This is a genomic window from Vibrio sp. 16 (assembly GCF_963681195.1).
Lineage (GTDB): Bacteria > Pseudomonadota > Gammaproteobacteria > Enterobacterales > Vibrionaceae > Vibrio > Vibrio sinaloensis_D.
In genome coordinates, this window is record NZ_OY808998.1 from 470392 (window position 1) to 494125 (window position 23734).

General features: G+C 46.2%; 18 protein-coding genes. 5 read left to right on the top strand and 13 right to left on the bottom strand.

Translation table 11 applies throughout. The annotated features are described in order from the left end of the window. Positions 1 to 170: 170 nt before the first annotated feature. Positions 171 to 3413, bottom strand: a complete 3243-nt coding sequence (locus tag U9J37_RS16415; protein ID WP_005469723.1) for a S41 family peptidase — start codon at positions 3411 to 3413, stop codon at positions 171 to 173. 267 nt (positions 3414 to 3680) lie between these two features. Here U9J37_RS16415 and U9J37_RS16420 point away from each other — a divergent pair, with 267 nt between their 5' ends. The 3 genes from U9J37_RS16420 to U9J37_RS16430 all read left to right on the top strand — a co-directional run bounded on the left by U9J37_RS16420 (position 3681) and on the right by U9J37_RS16430 (position 5803). Beyond that, positions 3681 to 3908, top strand: coding sequence for a hypothetical protein (locus tag U9J37_RS16420; RefSeq protein ID WP_005469634.1), 228 nt, complete (start codon positions 3681 to 3683; stop codon positions 3906 to 3908). 203 nt (positions 3909 to 4111) lie between these two features. Further along, complete coding sequence (locus U9J37_RS16425) at positions 4112 to 5092, top strand: oxygen-dependent tRNA uridine(34) hydroxylase TrhO (RefSeq protein WP_039623901.1); 981 nt, start codon at positions 4112 to 4114, stop codon at positions 5090 to 5092. A 219-nt stretch (positions 5093 to 5311) separates the two neighbouring features. Next, positions 5312 to 5803 (top strand): GNAT family N-acetyltransferase, encoded by a 492-nt coding sequence (locus U9J37_RS16430; RefSeq protein ID WP_005469774.1) that lies wholly within the window; start codon positions 5312 to 5314, stop codon positions 5801 to 5803. Positions 5804 to 5851: 48 nt separating this feature from the next. Here U9J37_RS16430 and U9J37_RS16435 read toward each other — a convergent pair whose 3' ends face one another. The 5 genes from U9J37_RS16435 to U9J37_RS16455 form a co-directional block, all read right to left on the bottom strand. Then, positions 5852 to 6511, bottom strand: a complete 660-nt coding sequence (locus U9J37_RS16435; RefSeq protein WP_005469733.1) for a hypothetical protein — start codon at positions 6509 to 6511, stop codon at positions 5852 to 5854. A 103-nt stretch (positions 6512 to 6614) separates the two neighbouring features. Further along, complete coding sequence (locus U9J37_RS16440) at positions 6615 to 7130, bottom strand: hypothetical protein (RefSeq protein WP_005469777.1); 516 nt, start codon at positions 7128 to 7130, stop codon at positions 6615 to 6617. A gap of 61 nt (positions 7131 to 7191) precedes the next feature. After that, positions 7192 to 10902 carry a VWA domain-containing protein gene (locus U9J37_RS16445; protein ID WP_043886499.1) on the bottom strand — a complete coding sequence of 1237 codons (3711 nt, stop codon included), beginning with the start codon at positions 10900 to 10902 and terminating at the stop codon, positions 7192 to 7194. A 489-nt stretch (positions 10903 to 11391) separates the two neighbouring features. Next, positions 11392 to 12387 carry an aminoglycoside phosphotransferase family protein gene (locus tag U9J37_RS16450; RefSeq protein WP_005469597.1) on the bottom strand — a complete coding sequence of 332 codons (996 nt, stop codon included), beginning with the start codon at positions 12385 to 12387 and terminating at the stop codon, positions 11392 to 11394. Then, positions 12366 to 12644, bottom strand: a complete 279-nt coding sequence (locus U9J37_RS16455; RefSeq protein ID WP_005469544.1) for a GNAT family N-acetyltransferase — start codon at positions 12642 to 12644, stop codon at positions 12366 to 12368. The genes U9J37_RS16450 and U9J37_RS16455 overlap by 22 nt, the downstream gene beginning before the upstream one ends. A 156-nt stretch (positions 12645 to 12800) precedes the next feature. Between U9J37_RS16455 and U9J37_RS16460 the strand changes: the two genes are divergently transcribed. After that, complete coding sequence (locus tag U9J37_RS16460) at positions 12801 to 13541, top strand: flagellar brake protein (RefSeq protein WP_005469575.1); 741 nt, start codon at positions 12801 to 12803, stop codon at positions 13539 to 13541. 66 nt (positions 13542 to 13607) lie between these two features. Here U9J37_RS16460 and gltS read toward each other — a convergent pair whose 3' ends face one another. After that, entirely contained in the window at positions 13608 to 14834 is a 1227-nt protein-coding gene (gene gltS / locus U9J37_RS16465; RefSeq protein WP_005469512.1) for a sodium/glutamate symporter, read from the bottom strand. 673 nt (positions 14835 to 15507) lie between these two features. Here gltS and U9J37_RS16470 point away from each other — a divergent pair. After that, entirely contained in the window at positions 15508 to 16428 is a 921-nt protein-coding gene (locus U9J37_RS16470; protein WP_005469650.1) for a polyprenyl-phosphate transporter, read from the top strand. Positions 16429 to 16492: 64 nt separating this feature from the next. On the opposite strand, the gene choV is transcribed toward U9J37_RS16470, so the two are convergent. From choV to betI, 6 genes are all read right to left on the bottom strand, one after another. Further along, complete coding sequence (gene choV / locus U9J37_RS16475; protein ID WP_005469694.1) at positions 16493 to 17680, bottom strand: choline ABC transporter ATP-binding protein; 1188 nt, start codon at positions 17678 to 17680, stop codon at positions 16493 to 16495. Between the two features lie 2 nt (positions 17681 to 17682). Beyond that, complete coding sequence (gene choW, locus U9J37_RS16480) at positions 17683 to 18525, bottom strand: choline ABC transporter permease subunit (RefSeq protein ID WP_005469675.1); 843 nt, start codon at positions 18523 to 18525, stop codon at positions 17683 to 17685. A gap of 64 nt (positions 18526 to 18589) precedes the next feature. After that, positions 18590 to 19528: a choline ABC transporter substrate-binding protein gene (locus tag U9J37_RS16485; protein ID WP_043886501.1), complete on the bottom strand. Its 939-nt coding sequence runs from the start codon at positions 19526 to 19528 to the stop codon at positions 18590 to 18592. Positions 19529 to 19560: 32 nt separating this feature from the next. Next, complete coding sequence (gene betA / locus U9J37_RS16490; protein ID WP_005469802.1) at positions 19561 to 21252, bottom strand: choline dehydrogenase; 1692 nt, start codon at positions 21250 to 21252, stop codon at positions 19561 to 19563. A gap of 20 nt (positions 21253 to 21272) precedes the next feature. Beyond that, positions 21273 to 22733: a betaine-aldehyde dehydrogenase gene (gene betB, locus U9J37_RS16495; protein WP_005469772.1), complete on the bottom strand. Its 1461-nt coding sequence runs from the start codon at positions 22731 to 22733 to the stop codon at positions 21273 to 21275. Between the two features lie 20 nt (positions 22734 to 22753). Then, entirely contained in the window at positions 22754 to 23350 is a 597-nt protein-coding gene (gene betI / locus U9J37_RS16500; RefSeq protein WP_005469727.1) for a transcriptional regulator BetI, read from the bottom strand. Positions 23351 to 23734 lie beyond the last annotated feature (384 nt).

Sequence of the window (23734 nt, forward strand, 5' to 3'; positions counted from 1 at the left end):
ACCTCAGCGAACTCTAACACGTTATTCTCGTTTCTTCTGCTCAAATGTCACGTCTAAGGTCTCTCAAAGCAGAATCCATTCATATCTTCAAGAGCACTAAAAAAGACACCTCCAATAGGCTTTGCAACCTAAGTGGAGGTGTTCATTGGTGAAGTGCTATTGGTTATTGCTTATTGCTTATCGAGCTGCTTTAACATGGCCTCCACTGCGACTTCAAGTTGTCGATCTTTGTTCTTGGCGACATCTTCTGGCGATTTGTAGACCAAGATGTCAGGGACAATTTCTTGGTTTTCAAACCAATTGCCGTTGTCATCTTTGAAGCCTAACTGTGGCACACCATAGTTGATCCGAGACTCTTGCAGGCTTGGCCAAATTACCGCCGTCCCCGTCCCTGGTACGCGCTCGCCGACTAACATTCCTAGCCCCTCTCGCTTATAGAAGAATGGCGTGATAGAACCATCAGAGTAGCTGTTCGCATCGGCAATCATAATGCTTGGTTTTGCCCAGCGTCTTTCTGGGAATGACGTCAATTTATACCCATCACGAGTTTCAATCGAGCTGTGACGTACACCAGAAAGCACCTCCATCAATTGACTAGTCAGGTTGCCGCCCATATTAAAGCGCACATCCACAACCACCGCTTCCTTGTCGCGGTACTTGCCAAACAGATCATTCTGCATTCGCTCAAAGCTATCTGGCCCCATTTCAGCTAAGTGGACATAGCCAAGTCGACCATTCGACAGTTTTTCCGTCAGCGCTTGACGCTCCTCAACCCACGCATCATAAGCCAGTTGCCCTTCTTGCCAAACGCTAATTGGAACAAGCTTAAAGTCTTGAGCTGATTCATCACCCGGCTTCAATACATTGAGTTTGGTGACACGCCCCTGCTTAAAGTTGAGGTGGGAGTAAATGTCTTGATTTGGCGCAATCTCTACCCTATCTACAGAGTAAATAATACTGCCCGCTTTGATTGGAGACTGGTAGGTATCCGCAGGACCGCCTGCCAATACCGCTTTTACTCGCACGCCTTTGCCTCGGTAATTGTGATCATAAAACAGACCGAGCGAAGACGGCTCTTCCCAAGTACTTAGCGAATCATCAAACTGGGAGCCCGTATGAGAGGCGTTCAATTCACCGGCAAGCTCGCTCAGTAGCTCAGCAAAATCAATGTAGTTGTGAATACCCGGAAGCTGCTGTTTGTACAACTCACCATACTTATCCCAATCAACACCGTGCATGTTCGGGTCGTAGAACTTCACTTTGGTCAACTGCCACACATGGTCAAACATGGCGCCAACTTCGGCTGAAAAGTCGTAATTGGCCTGTGCTGCGTAGTCAATGTATTCGCTCTCGGCTGTCACAACATTGAGCTTCTCGATGCCTTGATCGCCAATGATCACCAAGGTTTCATCATCGGGTGCCATGGCAGCAGCGCGAACGTCGTAGTAACTGCGAGTGAACAGAGGTGTGCGCTCTCCGGTTGTTAGATCAATCTCAAAGATTTCCGCATTATCCCCTTCAGCACTGATGACCACCATATACTGATTGTTTGCCGATAAGTGAGTGAACATCGGTGACGTCGAGTAAGCAGTGACGCGCTCAGTTCGATATTTCAGCCCCTTCTCTTCAATGATGCTTGGCTCAGGTGGCGAGTTTTCAGCATCACTCTCTTGGTTTGCTGCAATCTCTTCATCAAGCCAACGCTGTTCATCGGTCTTATTGGCATTAAACTGCGCTTGCTGGTTTAAGTAAGTGATGTAGATATCTTGCTGCTGGGCGAAGCCATCAATGCCATAAGTAGAATTGGCGTTACTCAACCAATACACCGCTTGGCCATCTTGGGAGAATTTCGGGCGATTTTGGGTAAACCCGCTCTTAGTGATATTGATTGGCGCTTCACTGCCATCGGCTTTGATCAGAACAACGTCACTGTCTAACTCAGAGTTGTTGCGCGTCGCCACATATTCACTATCTGGGGACCAGCTGTAAGACAAATCCCCATCCATGTAGGAATAGAGCGCTTGATTGTCCAATAAGGTGTACGTTGCATCTTGCTCAAGATCGTACACTTTCAGCGTATTACGATCTTCTCGATACAACACGCGCTTACCATTCGGTGAATAGAGCGGTTGGAACTCATCGACTGGTTTATCAGACAATTGCTCTTCGACAATATCATACGATGTCGAGAAGCTTTTCCCCGTGTCATTCACATAACTTTGGAATACATCCCAGTTACCGTTTCGCTCCGACGCATACATGATGGAGTAGCCGTCGTTTGAAAATGAGATGTCTCTCTCTGCCGCTGGTGTGTCGGTAATTCGTTTCGTCATGCCAGATAATAGCGACACAACGTACACATCTCCACGGGCAACAATCGCCACTTCAGGCGCGTATGGTGAGACCGCGATTTCCGTCGCTTCATGATTCAAAGTCACAAAGCGTCGTCCCTGATTTAGCGAGGTTTGACGAATAAACACATCAACAGGCTCTGCGTTTGCCTGCTCTGCTTTCTTAAGCCAGATTTGGCCATTGTAACCGTAGGCGAGATCACCGCTTAAACTCGCACTGAGGAAACGAACAGGTAAGGTGTCATGGTTGGTGATTTGCTCTGGCTCGGCGCCATCCTCCATGCGCTTTTTCCACACATTGAATGACCCAGAACGTTCAGACAAATAGTAAAAGCTTGAGTCATCACTCGCCCAAACGGCATTTCTGTCTTCGCCGCGAAACGAAGTGAGTTTACGATGCTGCTTCGTTTGCGTGTCATAACGCCAAATGTCACGAGTAGCGTCTGAAACTGCTCGCTTTCGCCACTCTTGCTCAAATGAAGGCTCATCCGTATAGAGATATGCGGTGCCATCCGGCTTCATTGACAACGCACTCACTGGATTTGATAACAGCAGCTTCTCGCGTCCACCTTCGCTTGATACGGAATACAAGCGCTTGCTGCTATTGCCCATAAAGCCGTTATTTAGCGTTGCGTCACTGTCACCAAGTCGTCTTGAACTGAACAACACCTCTGAACCATCAGAACTAAATTCGTATGGCACGTCGGCGCTTGAGTGATAGGTCAACCTTTTCGCTTGTCCACCAGTAACGGGCACGATGAACACATCACCAGAACCAAACCGTTTCGATTGAAACGCAATCGACTGACCATCAGGAGACCAAACCGGGTGATCGCTATACACATCACTCCCGGTCAATGGCGTCGCTTCTCCCCCGTTCGCGCTGATAAGCCATATCTGCCCAGCATAGGTAAACGCGATCTTTTCGCCGTCTGGAGACATCGCGATATCTCTTAACCATTTAGGGCTCGTATTTTGAATGTCTGAAGCAGTGGCAACATTGGGTAATGCAAGTAACAAAGAGAGCGCAAGCAGGCCCTTTCTACGACTGAAGCGTAACATAATGTTCCTTTATTATTATTTTTAAAAGATAATTACTTATCGTAGTACGATAAGTTTTTAATGACAACGATTAATTGAAAAATAGCATGGATTAATTAATACAAATAAGCCTTCTTAATGTACGACATAAGTCAAAAGAGTGCATATCTGAGCACCTTGAGAAGCCCGTCTCAATTAGAGCATTCGTTCTGTAACGCTATGTAAGGTATCCGTACAAAAACATATAAAACGTATAGAATTCTTCCTTATAAAAACGTCGGTGGCTCTATGAAAAGAATAATTGTTGTGTGTATTGCAGTGGCGGTGTTGGGTAGCATGGCTAACTCATCAACCACGACGAACAAAAAGATACTCCACTTAAAGCATGATGGTGAAGTTTACGTCTTCGATCGCGAGGAGTACGCGATGCTTCAATGTCAGTATGTTCTGGATGAAAAAACCTGTAACGAGCTTGAAGTATATTATGCTGAAATGGAATCTACGCCGGAGCAATAAGTACTAAACGCAAGGCTTAATGCGTTTACTCTCCTCCAGCTAAACGTTTTTCATAATTTGGAAAACAAAAACTAGCGATCTATTTTTCGCTGCTTTACCCCCAATAACTGTCCGTATTTGTGGGGCACGTACTTGGTTATACTCAGCCCGAAATTAAACAAAAAGCTCTGAATTTACGATTCAGCTCGCTTACAGGAATGAATATGACGAATTACGTAGTGTGCGCACTGTACAAGTTTGTGCGACTTGAAGATTATGTTGACCTTCGCCCCGCTCTAAAAACGTTAATGGATGAAAACGACATCCGTGGGACGTTACTTTTAGCAAATGAGGGCATCAATGGCACTGTGGCCTCCACTCGAGAGGGGATCGACGCTCTGCTTGCTTGGTTTAAGCAAGATCCTCGCTTGGCGGATATTGTTTACAAAGAATCATTTGAAGCCAATCAGCCGTTCAATCGCAGTAAAGTTAAGCTGAAAAAAGAAATTGTGACGTTAGGTGTCGAAGGTATCGACCCTCGCCATGTGGTTGGCACGTACGTAAAGCCGAGCGAATGGAACGACTTGATCTCCGACCCTGAGGTATTTGTTGTCGATACTCGCAACGACTACGAAATTGAGATTGGCACATTCAAGCATGCCGTAAACCCAAAAACAGACACCTTCCGAGAGTTCCCTGACTACGTTGCTCAGAACATGGACCCAGCAAAACATAAAAAGGTGGCGATGTTCTGTACGGGCGGCATCCGCTGTGAGAAGTCCACGGCCTATATGAAAGAGCAAGGTTTTGAAGAGGTTTACCATCTTGAAGGTGGGATACTCAAATACCTTGAGGAAGTGCCAGAAGAAGAGAGCTTGTGGGAAGGTGATTGTTACGTCTTTGACGGACGGGTCGCGGTAGACCACAAACTAGAGAAAAGCGGTTACGAGATGTGCAACGCGTGTCGCTTACCGATAACGCAAGAAGACATGGCCTCTGAAGCCTACGAAAAAGGCGTCAGCTGCCCGAAATGTGTCGATAAACACACTGATGAACAAAAAGCACGTTTTCGCGAGCGCGAGCGCCAAGTTCAGTTAGCGAAAGCACGCGGCGAAGTGCATGTTGGTGGCGAAGCGGATCAAGTGATCGCTCAAAGACGCAAAGAGAAACTTGAGCGCAAAGCCGCACAACGTAAATCGAAATAAAGTTGTACCCAAACAACATCACTATTTAGCGTAAAAGGGAGCCTCGCTCCCTTAATTTCCTTCTGAAAACCTCATTATCCAATGCGCTCCCCCTCCCACAGATACCTTATCGTTATAAATAACAATTATTCACTGAAAATTTATTTTTAAACAATACTTTAACAATTCATTTTTTCCAGTTATGGTTGAGCGATGTTTAACCCGTCGTGAGATAACATTATGGAAATATTGATCCGTCCTACGCTTGTCAATGATGCTGCAGCAATTTGTGACATTTACTCGCAACCGAGCGCTCAAAGAGAGACGCTGCAACTGCCAAAACCATCGGTTGCCATGTGGACCCAACGACTGGAAAACATCCCCGCTGGCGTATACAGCTTTGTTGCTGAAGTTGATGGAAAAGTGGTAGGAAACATTGGTTTTGAGCACAATCAACGCCCTAGAATTAGCCACTGTGCCACTTTTGGTCTGGGGGTTCACGATGAGTATCAAGGCATTGGGGTTGGCAGTAAACTTATCGAAACGGTACTCGACCTTGCCGACAACTGGTTACAAGTAAAGCGAATCCAAATTGAAGTCAACACAGACAATGAAAAAGCGATTGCCTGCTATAAGAAGTTTGGCTTTGAGATAGAAGGAGAAGCAAAAGCACGCTCATTCCGCGATGGAGAGTACATCGACACTTACTACATGGCGCGTTTACGCTTCTAAATACAAAACACCAACCTAGACAATTGCGGTTTAGGTTGGTGTTCGCGATTAGTTTATAAGCTGAGTAGCGATCTCAACAAAAGCGGTTAATCTGTCATCTTTACCGCTAGAAGCACAATGGTATCGATAGTAATAGTGACTTCCTTTGGCAGAATAACGCTTATAATTTTCTTCAACTTCTAGCTCATACATATTTGCCCTACCTTCCGCGTAGTGAATGTTTTGATAAAAACTCGCGTTATCTTCGTCTCGCATTGACAGAATAACCCCAGAAGTTGGCATAGGGTGGAGCCATTTTACTGCGTATCGGTGGCATTTCTGCTCAGAAATTGGCGCAGAAAATAACGTATTCCATTGTGTACGTCCGACTTCAATACTGTACTTACCATAAATGGAGTTTTCGAGCCTAAGTATCCCTGATGCTTTAGCTGGCTTACCCGCCTTAAAGACACCATCGCTCCAACGAACAAAGAGACGACCTCCCAATGAGCGTAAATCAATATGCGCTTCAGGCAAAAGCGTTAAGTCAGCAATTGATACCTCTTTGTTGCTTAAATTATGCAGCGAAAACGAACCATCAAACTCTTCCTTCTCAAACCGCTCTAATATATTAACCGGAGCACCGGAAAACGCTAGAATCGCGAATATGGCGTACACAATGGTCGCCACCAAAGCGATAAATGCCACAACGGCGATCGTACTCTTCATAGTTGGCGCTTCCTGTTGAATAAAGAAAATCGGATACACCCAGCATAACTGAGTGTATCCGACCAATCAGCTAGTCATCACTGCCTAGGCGTTATGTCCGAGGCTAGTTAATTGACACTGGCACTAAACTTCCGTCTGATGCGACAAGCTTAACACCTGCCAAAGCAACATTGCCGGAACCTGTCGTACTTATTGTGGTCAATATTCCTTCTGTTGCTCCCGCGTCGAGCCCTATAAAGCCTCCATCTTTCACGGAAGAGATAGAGACACCATCAGCAAGAAGAAAGCTAATCTCATAACCTCTGACACTTTTTCCGTCACGGATGTCCACTTGACCCGTGCTTACGTCAAAACTCACTTTAGCCAATGGTGATGGCGCTCCATCTTCTGTCGCTGACGCCTCAAACGTTGCCGCCGCAACCGTCGCATAACTTCCATCAACTTTAGGCCCAAAACTGCTAATTGCTTTAGTTGGAGAAGCTCCCGGAGTGCTTGGTGTCGGTGTTGCCGCTGAGCCATCGCTTCCGCTATCACTTCCACCACCGCCGCCTCCACACGCGGCAAGCAGCACAGTAAGAATGATGGGAGAAACAATATTTTTAATTAAAAACGGTTTCATCTAAGTAATCCTTATTCTAATTCCATGTCGAGAACTGATTTTCAGCAATACGACTCAACTACTATTTGCTGTAAAGATCGATCTGCATCAGGTCTCGAATATCAATCTGACCATCACCATTAATATCCGCTCGCGAATCAAATTCTGCAGAACTGTACTCCTTGCCCCACGCTAAAACTGCAAGATCGAGATCCGCCTGGTTGATTAGATTATCTTCGTTGAGATCGCCCGCCATCGCGCCGTCTTTCGAGAATAACTTCAAATAAGTGACTAAATCTTCGATACCATCACCATTTGAATCCGTTAGGCTTGGGTTCAAACCAACTTCGTATTCCACCAAGTTACTCAGTTTGTCTCCATCTTTATCACTCGTGGCGTCAGTTGCATCATCGATGTTCAAGCCGTGCTTGACTTCCCATTCATTGGGTAGGCCATCACCATCACTGTCTAGCGGTGCCGCAGGAAGTATTAATGCAGAACTACCAACAAGATGGGTACCGGCTTCGGCTTCAACCGACTCAACTTGGAACATATAGTTTTGTGAACGAATAGATTTGCCACCCGCCAGTGACACAGTCCAAGAAAGCGTCTGGGAACTATCAGCCGGCACTGACGCAAGACTTTGCTCTGGAGTCACAACCGTCACAAGGTCAGCGGTTTCAAACTCACTGTCACCACCTGAAACAATCTCTTTTGGCGGGATGAGCTTCAACGTTACTTGTCCTGAATCGGTGGCACCAGAGTTAGTCACAGTCGCGATCACTTCAAAGCTTTCACTGTCGTCAGATAATGAGCTGACATTACTTGTGAGTGACGAAATGTTCACCACAGGTCCTAGGCTTGACTCTACGGTGCTTAACGCATTATCCATACTGGTATAACTTGCTGCGACAACATCTTGAAGAACGTAAAGCAATTGTGCCAACTGTTCGCGATTCGCCACTGACTCTGCGGAGTCATCAAACTCTTCGCGTACAATAAGCTCACTTAACATCAAACCAGACAACCCTGTCGATACGCTCATTGAAGTTTCAAGTAACGATTGATAATCATCACGCGCTTGAGTTGCCAATAAGTCATAGTTGATTGGTTTGGTTGAGGTAGCGAGCTTGTCACCTGCTGTTACTTTCGCTTTCTCGACTTCCTGCTGTTCTAGATAGCTGTCGATGGCACCAAGCAACTCTGAATCATAAAGATCAACAAAGGTCTCCAGTTGCTTGTTGTCCAAAGCCGTTAACATCGACTGGATTGCGTTGTTGAGCAAATCATACGCCGAAGTATCGATCGCATAGGGTACAACCGCATACTTTGCAGCCGATGCTCTTCTTATTGCGCTGGCCTTTTTCGAACTGCCGCCATACGCATACATCATTCCCAAAGCAGTATCATCGGATAATCCGTACAAGTGGACACCCGCTAAACCACCTTTGGCCACACCAGTCACACCTTCCAAACCAGTTAAGACACTCGGGGCGACAATGATCGCTCGTCGAATTGGAGCTACGTAAGGAGTCGCAACCGGCACTTTCTCTACTACAGCCATCGCCTTATCTAGCTCACCAAGTGTTTCAATTACACCCTTAACCAAGCCAATGGTTCGCTTTACCGAGTCCACGGTATCAAGATTTCGCTCTAGATTGGCAAACTCCGCTTGAATCGCTTTAAGCTGAGTATTCGCGGCCAACAAGGCAGCGTTCATAGCATCAACGTCGGCGGTAGAGATGGAACGCGAACGGGAGAGTACAGTATCGATTGTCGGCTCAACCGCATTCGCATAAACAGGTACAACTACGTTACGCGACAATGGCGCCGCAACCATATTTTTTACGATTTCACTCACAACACCCTTGTAGCTGTTGTCATCACCTGAAGATGCTGAAATCGTATCTTTGATAATCGTAATGATAGGTCCAGCAGAGGAGTAATCGCTCAATGCCCAATCGACGGTATCTAACACCGTGTTGATCAGTTTGACTTTCCATTTGTCCAGTTTCGCAGCGGTCCCAGTTAGAATTTTCTTAACTAAACCGAGAGTTTTCGCTTTAAACCAACCAGCGCCATCTGTATCTAGCTTACTCGCCAGAGAGACCATTGAGTTGGAAAGTTTGTTGAATACGCCGGATAAGTCGAGGACAGCGACGGTCACATCAACGACACTTGAAGAAATTGTTTGAGCATCTTGAATGACTTGTTGATTGGATTCATTAAGAACGAGGTGAGCCGCAATAAGACGTTTCAAACCTTCACGCTGTGCTGCGCTCGGTCCTGAATCGCCGTCAGCGGTATCAGGGATCTCGTCAAGCCAGCTAAGTACGTCCGAGGCTTCGTCTGCAAAAGGCTTTTGAACCCATGTACCAAATTCTGAGGCTTCATTGGCGAGTTTGCGCATTCTTGCTTTTTCGTCTTCGACGGTAGAGAGCGCAAGCTGAACGTCCAATGTAGTCGGTGCTAGCGAAGCTGACTCATCTTCCACAGCGACAGCGACGGCTTCACTCATTGGTGCGTAATCAGGTTCTTTGGTTATGGTTAGCGTCCAATCCCCTTCGCCTAGCTCGATCTCAAATGTGCCGTCCGATTTAGTTGAAGCGATAACACGCTCATCCGTTTCATCGTTGACCGCCGAAATTTGCGCATCAGCCAACTCGAGAGGAACGGGGTCGTTATTGGTGATTTTACCTGTCAGCGTGCCAGTCACTTCGCTTGGCGTATAACTTGCCGAGTCTTGCACGTCTGAACTTGTTGATGATTTAAGAACTAAATTTCTCGTCAAACCGTCGCGCTTACCACTTGGGTCGTCAAAGGCAACAATGTATTTACCTGTGATACTTTCTCCAAGTTTACTGAGCAACGTGGAGGACTGAAATGGCCACCCCAAACTGCTACCAAGGGCGGCGTACTGTGATTCAGGAGACGAATAGAAAAAACTCAAGCCATTGAGCGCGCGGTCTGCTGCAGAAAATGTCGCGGACGTATTACTATCACCGCCATCTCCGGCAACGTGTGCTGGCGCGTCAGTGATGAGCACCACGATGTTTTGCGCATCATCACGGTAGTCCATCGCACCACTTGCGATCACTGAATCTAGAGGGTTTTCTGGCCAATCATTACCACCAGAAGCACTTAGCCCAGAGACCCATGACTTAAACGCATTCGAGTCAGAGGTAAAGGCGATTCTTCCGCGATAAGGGGTTTCATCACCATAGTGGAAACCAGCCAATCGATAATCGACTTTGTCGCTCTCTAATTGGTTTACAAAGGCAATAATGTTATTGATAACAACACCTATTTCACCGCCCATAGAACCTGTGCTATCGAGTATAAATACGATATCAGCACGACTTTCAACGGCACCTAACTCTTCAACGGAAGTCGGAGTAACGGCCGTACCTACCGATGTTCCATCGTATGGGTGTTTCACCGAAAGTTTGAGATCCGAAGTCGTTAACCCTTCAACATGCTCTCCTTCGCCATCTTTAATTTGAACAAACAGTTTTACCTGTTCAAAATCGGTTACGTCTGTCGAACTCACCTCAATTGAACGGACTGTTTTAACCTCACCATCGACACTTGAATACGCCGAACGTTTTCTTTGTGTCAAAAGCTCATCAATGCTCGCTTCTACCGCTTCATAATACCCATCGGAAACACCACCTTGCTGTTCATCAGCCGCAAAAACAGACTGAGAAACAAAGGTCAGTGAACAAGTTACGACTCCAGCAATCTTAAGTGCCGAAAATGCTTTCCGCATGACGTAATGGCCTTTAAGCTCCATAAAACTCTCCATGTGTCATCTATACTCGCCAAAGTAATAGATCCTGTGATTTAGGGGGAACTTGTCGAAGAAAGTGGATGAGAGAAATGGACTTACCAGACCACCATTCACATCATGTCATCGCTTTGCTTCGATAAAAAATCAGAATGGGAGTATGCCAATTAATATATTAGGCTTCTTTATGGATTATATAATTTGAGATCTAAAACTTACGATAATTATAAATATTCCCTCATGTATCAAAATTAGGAATATAAAACACAACAGAAGATTAGTTATTTTCAGATAGGTCAATAAAAATCAAGCGTGAATAAAAATGTGCTTTTATAACAATAACAAAGCTGACATAAAACACAGTTTAAAAGAAAGTAAACCACAATAACAAGGACGAAAAAACATCATTTTCAATTAGATATAATATTAATTTTAATAATAGAGATTAGGTGGTGTTAGATTAATTAAACAGAAGTCTAGTCAACTTCCTACTATTTAACTAGACTGTTCAATAAACTTAAGTGCTCGTAAAGTGAGGTTTTCAGTATAAGCATTAATCTTCCAGTGGTTGGGGCTCCACCCTTTTACAAATCGTTGAAAATCTGCCCAAGCGACCATAAACATAGGTCGAAGCTTTTGTTCCACATCCTTACTATCCAGTTCGGGGCGATATTGACTTAACGCGATCCTAAGCTGCGTGAAGTATTCGTCCAAAATCCACGCTTCCATCGCCTCACACTCTTCCGGCGGTACCGCGCTGCTCATAAACAGGGCGATATCTTTCATGGCGCAACCGTTACCAACGTATTGGAAGTCAACGGCAGCCGCTCGCTCGCCGCTTGGATCAAAACAGAAATTGGCCAACTTTCCATCGCCGTGGACGAGCGTCGAATACGGCGCAAACTTCAGTGTCCGATCAATCTTTTCAGCCGCATGTTTCAACCGAAGATCGCTCAGGGCGGCGAACTCATCTGGTCGAGTATCTAGATGCCAATATGTTCCTGTAGGCCATAATCCGTCAGCTCTGCTCGACATGTGTTGGGCATGAAAATGAGCGAACCACCGCAGCGCAGCACGCAAATGGGTCTTGGAGGCTTCCTGAATCACTTGGGAAAAGCCTATTTGGCTAAGATCTTCCATCACCAAAAGGAGCTCATTGTCTCCCTGCTCCACCAATAAGGTTTGAGGCACCGTGGCATAGCCTTCGCATTGGCTAGCGACGCGTTGGTAGAAGTTCATTTCGACTTGATAGGAGTGCAACTTGCGTTTGTGGGAAAGCTCGGTGTTCCAACCTCTGGGGTGATGTTCAGGCTTGGGTAGCGTGATGTGTTTGACCACAACACTGGTCGAGTCAATCCATAACCGAACCAACTCGCCATAACCACCCCAGAGTGATTGCAACACATCGACACGATGAAGAGTGTTAAAACCTAGCTGTTTAACAATCGCCTGATAGCGGCCTTTTTCCATCATGCTTTTAAATGCGCCCATTCAGGGTGGCGATCTAAATAATGCACCACGTAACTGCAGACAGGCACAATCTTCACATCCAATTCTTCTAATTTGGGAAGTACCGCTTCCATCATCACCTTGCCATACCCTTTCCCTTGCAAAGCATCAGGCACGCGTGTTGAGGTAATATGGTACACCCCACCCTCAATTTTGAATTTAACAGTCGCATAGTGTTCAGACTCTAAATGCACGCGAAACTGGCCTAATTCAGGCTCGAAAAGTACGGAATGCTGCATAGTAAACTCCTAAATTGATACATAGCTCAAAAAAATCATTACATTGATGTTTGAACAAACGCTCAAGCATAAATAGAATTTATACCAGTCTGAGCATTTAGACGTGAAAGATAATAACCTGCGGCAAACATAGCACGCAGAGCTAATGGAGGCTAGATGAGTACTCAGGCGGTGGCAATGAAGGAACAGTCTTCAAGTCCTTATAACAAACAGAGAAATGTCGTCACAGTCAATAGTGTCGATGCCCTAGCCATGGTTGAACATGGTGGTGAACTTACCATGAGTATCACGACGCCTGTCGGCCGTACTTTTCGCTGTAAAACGGCGTTTATTGGCACTCACTCAGACAGCATGATTCTTGCCGAACTTCCGAAAGTCTCCGATGAAGATTTGAATTTCTACTTTCAAGAAGGTTTTTGGACCACAGTGCGCGCCATTTCTCCACGAGGGGAAGGCGCCATTATTCATTTTAGAAGCCAACTCCAGCATATCCTTAAAGAGCCGATGCCATTGGTGATGATGTCTGTGCCAAAAGACATGCAGGTATCGCAGCTACGTAAAGAGCCACGCTTTGATGTAAACCTTGAAGCCAAAGCCAGCACTGAAAATAGAAAGATGGATTGCGAGATCCGTGATTTATCGAAAAGTGGTTGTCGATTCTTCGCGCCGCCTTTGAGTCGGCCTTTCCAAGTCGGTGACGAGATTGAGCTTATCGTTCAGGTACGAAACGGCAAGCAGATTCAGTTCGAGCCTCTATTTGGTACTGTGTGTAACTTGCAACGCTCAATGCACTACGCCAGATATGGCGTCCAGTTCAATGAAATGGGCAGAAACAACGCCAAGACGCTACTTAGCCATCTAAAGTTCGATGGCACCAAGCTCGCATTACGAACCTAGCAAACGAAAAATCCCCGCACGATGCGGGGATTTTTGTTTTTAAGCCCGTCTGACCTTCAAACCTGTCTAACCGATGAAGGAAATGTAGCCCTGTAAAATAATCAAGTTAACGATGTCGATAAAAAACGCCCCAACAATAGGCACAACCATAAACGCCTGTGGGGAAGGGCCAAATTTGTTCACTAAAGAACCCATGTTCATCACTGCCGTCGGAGTGGCTCCCAAACCAAAGCCACAGTGCCCACCAGCAATGACCGCAGCATCATAGTTTGCCCCCATAACTTTGAACGTCACGAAGTACGCAAAGATACCCAGCACGAGTGACTGAACGGCCAAAATCACCAAGAATGGTACCGCCAGATCGAAAATATTCCACAGCTTTAAGCTCATTAACGCCATTGCTAAAAACAATGACAAAGAGACCGTACCTAAAATATCAACCGTCTCTGCATCCACCTTGTGGACTTTCGTCACCTCAAGCAAATTGGTAATGAATACACCAATAAACAGCGCATAGACAAAGTCAGGAATCATCAGCCAACTGATATTAAAACTGCTTACCCACTGCTCTAGATATTTCGCGCCAGTCACGCAGATAAGCAGGATAAACAGCACTTCAATCACTTTCTTGGCGGTGACTTTATCTTCCTCGTACTCGTTATAGGTCACGAGCTCAGGGAATCTTTCGTGGGTTTGAGTGCCACGACCATACTCGGATTCAATCCCATTTTTATCGATAAGCTTTTGAGCCACCGGACTACCGATGATGCCGCCGATAATCAGACCAAAAGTCGCGGAAGCCATGGCAATTTCAAGCGTGTTGCTGATGCCGTAGTTTTCTGAAAACGTCTGCGACCACGCCGCACCGGTCCCATGTCCACCTGATAGAGTGATAGAGCCGGCGATGAGCCCCATTAAAGGATCAAGCCCTAACGCGGTGGCCAACGACACTCCAACACCATTTTGAATGATGATGTAAAAAGATGCGACCGCCAAAAAGACAAAGACCTTTGCGCCACCTTTCATCAGCTGAGTGTAGTTTGCAGCAAGACCAACGGTGCTAAAGAACATCAACATAAAGGTGTTCTGCAGCGGAAGTGAAAACTGAAGATCGACCCCGTTAAAATGCAAAAAAGTGATGACAACAGCCACAATTAAGCCACCTACGATCGGCTCTGGGATGTTGAACTTTTTCAATACGGGTAGTTTGGAATTAACAAAATGACCTAAGAATAGAACGCTGATGGCGATTAAGAAAGATTCTAGTGGTCCAATTGAAATTATCTGATTCATATAACCTCTTCATTGTGTGTCACCCATCTTCCTTAACGAGTTAAGAGCCCTTTGGCTCAACGTTTAAGTTCTGAGTCGTCGCCTCCCGGCGGCTGACCTAAACGCGATTAATCACATTTCTCTATTGAAAAAATCCTCTAAACAGTGGGATACCCACTCTATTTCAACAGTAAAAACCCTACAAAAATCGGTAGAGTTGCGAAAGAAAGCCGCCATTATTAATAAAAATGGAGCAATTTGTCGAGTATTGACTCCAAAAACGTACCTAGGCTAGATGTAAAGTGTGAAGAAAAACGACGCTAACGAGCTGTTATTTGGGGAGTTTCAGGCAAAAAAATAGCCAATCGCAAAAAGGGCGATTGGCTTATATATAGTGTGAACAAATGTTATTCACTAACAACGTCAGTTGGCTAGGTGACCCTCGGCTTAAAAAGGGTCGAATTAATTAATGCAGAATGCGTGCCAACTTTAAAACCGCGATATTTGATGATCCAGCCGCATTTTTGGCTAATTTTTGATTATCAAAATGCAATATGAAAATTGCAAAATGCAAACCTTTGCAAATTAATATTAAACTAGATTCTTATAAACAGTTCTATCAGTTTATTTTTTCATACTTTTTTTTATCCAGAATCGATATACTCCGTGTACCTAAATTTATTTACTGAGTAGCATGAACTATTTTTCGACATTTCTAAAAGGCATGGCGATGGGTGCAGCTGATGTTGTACCTGGTGTATCGGGTGGTACTATCGCGTTCATCACTGGCATTTACGACACTTTGCTAGAAAGCATCCGTCGCATTAACCCAAAAGTATTGGGAATTTGGAAACGTGATGGATTTAAAGCCGCATTTGACCATATCAATGGCTTTTTCCTGATCGCCTTGTTTGGTGGTGTCCTTACCAGCATTGCCACATTAGCGAAGCTGATTTCATGGCTATTGGTAGAACACCCTGTGCCAATCTGGTCGTTTTTCTTTGGTCTGATTTTGGTGTCAGTGTTCCATATCTTAAAACAAATTGAGCAGCGCTCCGCTAGCCGATTTGTCTTTTTGTTACTGGGTGTGGCGTTCGCCTACAGCATTACTGTGCTGCAACCGCTACAAATGGATCCGACCAGCGTAAACATCGTTATTGCAGGTGCAATCGCGATTTGCGCTATGATCCTTCCGGGCATTTCAGGCAGCTTTATCCTACTTTTGATAGGCATGTACACGCCTGTCCTTGGCGCTGTAAAATCCTTCGATTTAGCTGTCATTGCGCTATTTATGAGTGGCTGTGTGCTTGGCTTACTAAGCTTCTCCCACGTTCTTTCTTGGCTACTAAAGCGCTTCCGTGATTTCACTCTTGTCTTTTTGACTGGCCTGATGATCGGCACGCTACCTAAGATTTGGCCTTGGAAAGAAACGCTCACATGGCGTACAAACTCTAAAGGCGAGCAAGTGCCATTGATTCAACAAAACCTGTCACCATTTGACTTCGAATCGGTGACATCTCAACCTGCGCAGCTAGGTATTGCGATTGTCATGATGATCTGTGCAATTGCCTTAGTTTTAGGTTTAGAAAAATTCGCGGAGAATCGAGACATCTAATTGTCACGAAATGGAAAAAGGCGACTCGAAAGTCGCCTTTTTTGATCGGATATCGTTGAGCTGGTTACGCTGCAACCGATTGGTAGTTCCCTAGCAGCGCTTCATAGAACTCGCTGTCATTAAGTACCCCCACCAACTCTCCATCTTCTATCAACAGGATTGGTTGACCACTGCGCTGTTTCAGTTCAATCGCTTCGCGCATGCCAATGTCTGGACTGGTCACAATCACCGTCGAGCTATCCACTTCCTCAATTTGGCTGCTATTTAAATCCCAATGCAGCAGCTTTAACGACTCATCAGTTTTGATCAAACTGAGCTTTTGCTGATTTTGCTCGACCCAAATCGGCTGAGATGTGCACACTTGCAACTGGGTATCTTGGCTGTTCAGTTCACTGACTGGCTGCATGAGCGAGCGACCTTTTAAGACATTTAATGGATTGGTGTGAGCAACGAAATCGCGCACATAATCATTTTTAGGTGCCAGTATGATCTCTTCTGGTTTTCCATGTTGAATCAAACGACCAGATTCCATAATCGCGATGTTATTGCCGATTTTTAACGCTTCGTCGAGATCATGACTAACAAACAAAATCGTCTTGTTGAGCTTCTCTTGCAGTACCAATAACTCATCTTGAAGTTGAGCACGTATCAATGGGTCTAACGCAGAGAAAGGCTCGTCCATCAGCAAGATGTCGGTGTCCATAGCAAACGCACGGGCGAGCCCAACTCGTTGCTGCATTCCGCCAGAAAGCTCATGGGGGTATTTCTCTTCCCATTCTGCCAGATCGACCATCTCCAGTTGCTCACGCGCTTTTTTACGGCGCTCAGCTTTTCCCATACCTTGGAGCTCAAGGCCAAACGCAACGTTGTCGAGAACCGTCAACCAAGGCATTAGGGCGAATTTTTGAAACACCATAGACACTCGATGCGTGCGAAGGTGGCGCAGCGTCTCTTGGTCACAATTTGCCAAATCGACCGCTTGCTCTCCATCTTTGATTTCTAGGTGACCGCGTGAGATTGGGTTCAGACCATTCACCGCGCGGAGTAAACTTGACTTCCCCGAACCAGACAGCCCCATCAGGACACAGATTTCTCCTTCTTTGACGGTCAATGAAACCTTGTCCACACCAACAACTTGCCCTGTCTGGTCAATGATCTCTTGACGAGTGTGGCCTTGGTCTAGTTGCTGTAATGCCAGTTGTGGTTTATCACCAAAGACAACATCAAGATCGGTAATTGTGATTGCATCCATTGTTATGCTTCCTTTTGATTCGGTGATTTACACAAGCGATCCAAGATGATCGCAACCAGTACAATCGCAAGACCCGCTTCAAAGCCCTGTGAGATGTTCACAGTATTGAGTGCGCGAACCACTGGCTTGCCGAGCCCATCTGCCCCGACTAATGCTGCAATCACAACCATAGACAACGACAACATGATGCACTGAGTCACCCCCGCCATAATGGACGGCATCGCAGCGGGCAGCTCCACTTTGAATAGAAGCTTCATTCTGGTCGCACCGAATGCTTTACCCGCTTCCACGAGCTCCTCTGGTACTTTTGTAATACCAAGATACGTCAGTCGAATCGGCGCAGCGATAGCAAAAATGATGGTTGAGATTAACCCTGGGACAATACCCAAGCCAAACAAAACAAGCGTTGGAATTAAATAGACAAACGTTGGCACCGTCTGCATCAGATCTAGAATGGGTCGCAATAGGGTATAGAGCCAAGGCCGGTGCGCCGCCATAATGCCAAGTGGCACGCCAACCAACACCGAAATCGTCGTCGCGGCGAAGACTAAAACGAAGGTTTCAAGCATCTCTTCCCAGTAGCCAAGATTTAGAATGGTCAACAGCGCTGCCACAATAAATAGGACTAACGGAATACTTCGGTGGAGATACCAAGCGATCGCTGCGGTCATCAAGATTGGCATTGCCGGTGGCATCCATTTAAAACCATCTACAACAAAAAGAATGATGGTTTCGAGGAAGATAGAAATCGCATCAAACAAGCCAGCAGCGTTGTCCGTCAACCAATCAACACCGGCTTCCATCCATTGACCCAGCGGGATTTTGTTGTCAGTAATAAAATTCACATTACAACCTTTGTGTTATTTGTGTTTGCTGAAAGGGTCGGTGGGCAATACCCACCGAGCTGGCTTACGCCTTAGAACCAATGTAATTTTGAACCTGTGATACCGCGTCTTTGCCATCTAGCGTCTTCACGCCCTCTAGCCAATTTTCCACTTGCTCAGGGTTGGCTTGCAGCCACTGTAATGCCGCTTTCGAAGGCTTAACGTTCTGGTTCAAAATGGATTCCATCAATTGGTTTTCCATTTCTAAGCTAAACTCAAGGTTCTTAAGTAGCTGACCAACGTTTTGACACTCATTCAGGTAATTAGCGCGCACATTGGTGTAGACGTTGGCACCGCCATAATTTGGGCCAAAGAAGTCGTCACCGCCTGCTAGGTACTCCATCTCAACATTGCTGTTCATTGGGTGCGGAGCCCAACCTAAATAAACAATCCATTGGTTACGGCGTACAGCACGGGACACCTGTGAAACCATGCCTGCCTCACTCGACTCCACTAAGTTAAAGTCCTTTAGACCAAAAGCATTGCTGTCAATCATCGATTGAATCAGGCGGTTACCATCGTTCCCAGGTTCAATGCCATAAATGCGGTCGCGAAACTTATCGGCGTGAGTGGCAAGATCAGCAAAGCTCTTTACGCCAGCGTCGTACACATATTTCGGCACAGCTAACGTGTACTTCGCCCCTTCTAAGTTGGCACGCACGGTTTCAACCGTTCCCGCTTCACGGTATTTAGCGATATCTCCCTCCATAGTTGGCATCCAGTTGCCAAGGAAGATATCGATATCACCGTTCGCCATTGACGAGTATGTGACCGGGACAGAGAGCAAATCCGTTTTGGTTTTGTAGCCCAAACCTTTCAGCAGCTCTGAGGTGACCGCCGTTGTTGCCGTAATGTCCGTCCAGCCCACATCGGCAAAACGAACCGTTTCACACTGATTCGCGTAGGCATTCATAGCCATAGTACTCAGAGCGAGTGTTGAGAGTGTTTTTGTCATCATAGACATAGTGTTTTCCTTGTAATGATTACTGACTTTGGTTATTTGAATGCTCTTCTCGGAGAATTCATTCGTTGTTTGTTTTTCCACTGCGGCGCTATCCAAACTGGCACGTCTTGCTCAGCCAGCATAGGCTTGCCGAGGATCATGTCGGACGCTCGTTCAGCGACCATCATGGTCGGAGCATTGAGGTTGCCATTAGGGATAGTGGGAAAGACAGAAGAGTCGACCACGCGCAAGCCATCGATTCCTCGTACTCGGCAGTGTTCATCCAGTACCGCCATCGGGTCGTCATCTGCGCCCATTTTGCAACTACATGAAGGGTGATAGGCGCTCTCGACATTGGCTTTCACCCACTCATCAATCTCTTGGTCGCTGGTGATAGCGATGCCTGGCTGAATCTCCTCACCTCGATATGAGTCCATGGCGGGCTGCATCAAGATCTCTCGAGTAAGGCGGATACAATCACGCCAGTCTTGACGATCTTGCTCGGTAGAGATGTAGTTGAATTCAATATGTGGTTTCACCAAAGGGTCTGCGGATGTGATCGCCACATGACCGCGACTCTCAGGTTTGTTTGGCCCAACATGCACTTGGAAACCATGCCCGTCGAAGGCGGCGCGACCGTCATATCGCATGGCAGCAGGCAAAAAGTGATACTGAATGTTAGGCCACTTCAGACCTTCACGAGAACGAATAAAGGCGCAAGATTCAAAATGATTGGTAGCCCCCAATCCAGTGCGGGTTAAGATCCACTGAGCGCCGATCATCCCCTTGCTGACTAATCCTAATTTGCTGTTAAGAGTAATAGGCTGAGAGCAGTGATACTGGAAGTAAATCTCTAGATGATCTTGAAGATTTTGTCCCACACCCGGAAGATCGTGAACAAGGTCAACACCCGCTTTATTAAGCACATCTTTAGGACCAATGCCCGAAAGCTGCAGCAGTTGAGGTGAACCAATGGAGCCTGCGCTAGAAATCACTTCTTTTTCGGCAAAGCATTGCACCACTTTGCCCGACTTTTGAAACTCAACACCGACCGCGGTTTTACCTTCCAGAATCACTTTTCGAGCGACAACGCCTTTGATCAACGTGAGGTTTGAGCGCTTCAGAGCGCGTCGCAAATACGCGTTCGATGTCGATGCGCGAACGCCTTTGTCAACGGTCATGTGCATTGGGCCAAAGCCTTCTTGCTGATAACCATTGTAGTCCTTGGTTTCTGGGTAGCCGGCCTCTTTTCCTGCATCAATAAAGGCTTGGTACAAAGGATTGAGCGCCATATCATTCCCGTTACAGGTTCCGACAGGACCTTGTCCACCCCGGTACTCGTCTTCGCCACCAGACCAAGTCTCCGTTCGGCGGAAATAAGGTAAACATGCAGAATAACGCCAACCTTTGGCACCGTGCTGTTCCCACTCATCAAAATCGCACGCATGTCCACGGACATACACCATGCCGTTGATCGAAGAGCTTCCCCCAAGCACTTTACCTCGCGGGCAGTGGAGTTTGCGCCCATCAAGTCCCGCTTCCGCTTGAGTTTCAAATTGCCACGCGTAGCGGTCGCTATTCATTGGGTATGACAGCGCCGTCGGCATTTGAATGAAAATACTCTTGTCTGTTCCGCCAGCCTCAAGCAATAGAACGCGATGTTCACCACTCTCTGTAAGGCGATCTGCCAAAATACAGCCGGCCGAACCCGCGCCGACGATAATATAATCGTAGCGTTGTTCCATGTTATCTCTCCGTGATTGGGTTAAGCGTATGGGCTTGGGTAATCACCCAACTCGATCAAAATGCTCTTAGTTTGGGTGTAGTGATGCAGGGTTTCGACCCCGTTTTCGCGGCCAATTCCCGAGGATTTATAGCCACCCACAGGCATTTCAGCAGGAGAGTCACCCCAAGTGTTAACCCAACAAATACCCGCTTGCATTTGATGAATCACGCGATGTGCACGCGCTAAATTTTGGGTGAAGACACCTGCGGCCAATCCATAGTCAGTATTGTTGGCACGTTGAATCACTTCTGCTTCATCTTTGAACGTCATCACTGACATGACAGGGCCAAAAATTTCTTGCTGTACATGCGCCATATCGTCAGAGCATTGAGTAAATACTGTCGGCGCAACAAAATTACCGTGTTTTAGGTCGCCCTCTGTGACTTGGAAACCACCCGTAATCAGCTCTGCACCGCTCTGTTTTGCCGCTTCAATCGCGCCAAGTACTTTTTCCAAGTGAGGCTTGGAAATCAGTGCACCGATTTGTGTTTCCATCGACATTGGGTCACCGACACGCAATTTTTCTGTGCGCACTTTCAACTGTTCAATGAACTCTGGGTAAATCGACTCGTGAACAAATACGCGTGTGCCGTGAGTACACACTTCGCCTTGAGTATAGAAATTCGCAACCATTGCCGCCGACACAGCATCATCAAGCTTGGCATCATCAAAAATGATCATTGGCGATTTTCCACCCAGCTCCATGGTCACTTGTTTGAGTGAAACGGCACTATCTGCCATCACCTTTTTGCCCGTACCTGACTCACCCGTGAACGAGACTTTGGCAATATCAGGATGCGCTGTGAGCATTTGCCCGACGCGATAATCGCCTTGTACTACATTGAAAACACCATCTGGCATACCAGCTTCAGTGAAGATTTCCGCCAGTTTAACGGCAGTCAGCGGCGTCTCTTCGGAAGGTTTAAACACCATCACATTTCCCGCGGCCAACGCTGGGGCAGATTTCCACATCGCGATTTGGATCGGGTAGTTCCACGCACCAATACCAGCACAAATACCAAGCGGCTCTCTGCGAGTGTAAAAAAACTGGGATTCGCTAAGCGGTTGCTGCTCACCTTGCAGCGCGGGCGCAAGGCCAGCAAAGTACTCGATCACATCCGCGCCTGAAGCCACATCAACCTCGATTGCCTCTTGGAGTGGCTTCCCGGTGTCTTTCACCTCGAGTTTTGCCAGTTCATCGTTGCGCTCGCGAAGAATCGCCACTGCTTTAAGTAAGATTCGACTGCGCTCGACTGCACTCATCTTCGACCAGATCGCAAAGCCGCGTTTTGCTGATGCTATCGCGCGTTCCACATCTTGCTGGCTCGCTTGGCCAATGTCGGCAAGCGCCTCTCCCGTTGCTGGGTTGTATGTCGTAAATAGCTCACCCGACGTCGCAGAGTGAGTTTTACCATCGATAAAAAGTGATTTCGTTTCCATGTAAAGATCTGACTTAGTAGTTATTTTTTAGAATAAAAAGTGAGCTGTTTATCAAGATAATCGTTGATGATGAAGCGAGCCTTCGTCGCATCAATCCCTGAAGGGTTCAGGGTGCCACGTAGCCAGATACCATCAATCAGAGAAGCAATGACAAACGCAATCAGTTCGGCTTGCTGCGGGTCAAAAAGCCCTTTGAGTTCTAATTTCAAATGAGACAGCAAACGCTTTTCATTGACTGACTGTAGGCGCTTCAACTGAGGGTCGTGCATAGAATGTGACCAGAAAGCCAACCAGGTTTTCGCCACTTTGTTTTCCGCTTGGAAACCGACAAAATTGCCGTCAATGATGGCGTTGATTCTCTCTAGATGTGCCTCTTTGGGAATCTCTCTTAGTTGGCTGGTAATGGTTGAAGAGAGCTGACGCAAAATCGCCCGCATCGTCTCCTCGAGTAAACCGTGCTTGCCGCCAAAATAGTGGTTAATGATCCCAGTCGACACCCCTGCTTCTTTGCTGATCAATGAAATGCTCGCGGCGTGTAAACCCACCCGATCAATCACCGCCATTGTCGCTTGAACAAGCTGAGGTTTTCGTATTTCTGGCATACCCACTTTTGGCATGTTTTAGCCCTCTGTTATTTTTAATTGAACGATTAGTTAAATATAAAATGCCTGAAAATTAATTCGAACTCAAATCAATTTTCTATAAATTCAATTTAAAATTAGGAAAAATTGTCGTTTTTTGGTTAGTGTACAAAATCATAAACAACAACCAATACAGAGCTTAAATCACAGAAGTTAAGTTTTAAAATGAACGAGAAATTGATTAATATCAATGTTATACAAGTAAAACAAAAGCAAAAGTTCGCCACCAACCATCACCACCCAAAGAAGCTACAGAAACTCAAAACTCCCACAGAGAAACCAAAACCATAAAAAACAATTAGTGTACTAACCTTTGGCTTTTGCAGAAAAATTTCGTCCAACAAATAGCCAAATCACATT

Excerpts from the sequence above, each read along its gene's own strand:
- U9J37_RS16425 (WP_039623901.1), top strand. The coding sequence starts at position 4,112 with ATGACGAATTACGTAGTGTGCGCACTGTACAAGTTTGTGCGACTTGAA.
- U9J37_RS16440 (WP_005469777.1), bottom strand. The coding sequence starts at position 7,130 with ATGAAACCGTTTTTAATTAAAAATATTGTTTCTCCCATCATTCTTACT.
- U9J37_RS16470 (WP_005469650.1), top strand. The coding sequence starts at position 15,508 with ATGAACTATTTTTCGACATTTCTAAAAGGCATGGCGATGGGTGCAGCT.
- U9J37_RS16420 (WP_005469634.1), top strand. The coding sequence starts at position 3,681 with ATGAAAAGAATAATTGTTGTGTGTATTGCAGTGGCGGTGTTGGGTAGC.
- U9J37_RS16435 (WP_005469733.1), bottom strand. The coding sequence starts at position 6,511 with ATGAAGAGTACGATCGCCGTTGTGGCATTTATCGCTTTGGTGGCGACC.
- gltS (WP_005469512.1), bottom strand. The coding sequence starts at position 14,834 with ATGAATCAGATAATTTCAATTGGACCACTAGAATCTTTCTTAATCGCC.
- U9J37_RS16415 (WP_005469723.1), bottom strand. The coding sequence starts at position 3,413 with ATGTTACGCTTCAGTCGTAGAAAGGGCCTGCTTGCGCTCTCTTTGTTA.
- U9J37_RS16485 (WP_043886501.1), bottom strand. The coding sequence starts at position 19,528 with ATGTCTATGATGACAAAAACACTCTCAACACTCGCTCTGAGTACTATG.
- betB (WP_005469772.1), bottom strand. The coding sequence starts at position 22,733 with ATGGAAACGAAATCACTTTTTATCGATGGTAAAACTCACTCTGCGACG.
- U9J37_RS16460 (WP_005469575.1), top strand. The coding sequence starts at position 12,801 with ATGAGTACTCAGGCGGTGGCAATGAAGGAACAGTCTTCAAGTCCTTAT.
- choV (WP_005469694.1), bottom strand. The coding sequence starts at position 17,680 with ATGGATGCAATCACAATTACCGATCTTGATGTTGTCTTTGGTGATAAA.
- betA (WP_005469802.1), bottom strand. The coding sequence starts at position 21,252 with ATGGAACAACGCTACGATTATATTATCGTCGGCGCGGGTTCGGCCGGC.
- U9J37_RS16450 (WP_005469597.1), bottom strand. The coding sequence starts at position 12,387 with ATGGGCGCATTTAAAAGCATGATGGAAAAAGGCCGCTATCAGGCGATT.
- betI (WP_005469727.1), bottom strand. The coding sequence starts at position 23,350 with ATGCCAAAAGTGGGTATGCCAGAAATACGAAAACCTCAGCTTGTTCAA.
- U9J37_RS16445 (WP_043886499.1), bottom strand. The coding sequence starts at position 10,902 with ATGGAGCTTAAAGGCCATTACGTCATGCGGAAAGCATTTTCGGCACTT.
- U9J37_RS16430 (WP_005469774.1), top strand. The coding sequence starts at position 5,312 with ATGGAAATATTGATCCGTCCTACGCTTGTCAATGATGCTGCAGCAATT.
- U9J37_RS16455 (WP_005469544.1), bottom strand. The coding sequence starts at position 12,644 with ATGCAGCATTCCGTACTTTTCGAGCCTGAATTAGGCCAGTTTCGCGTG.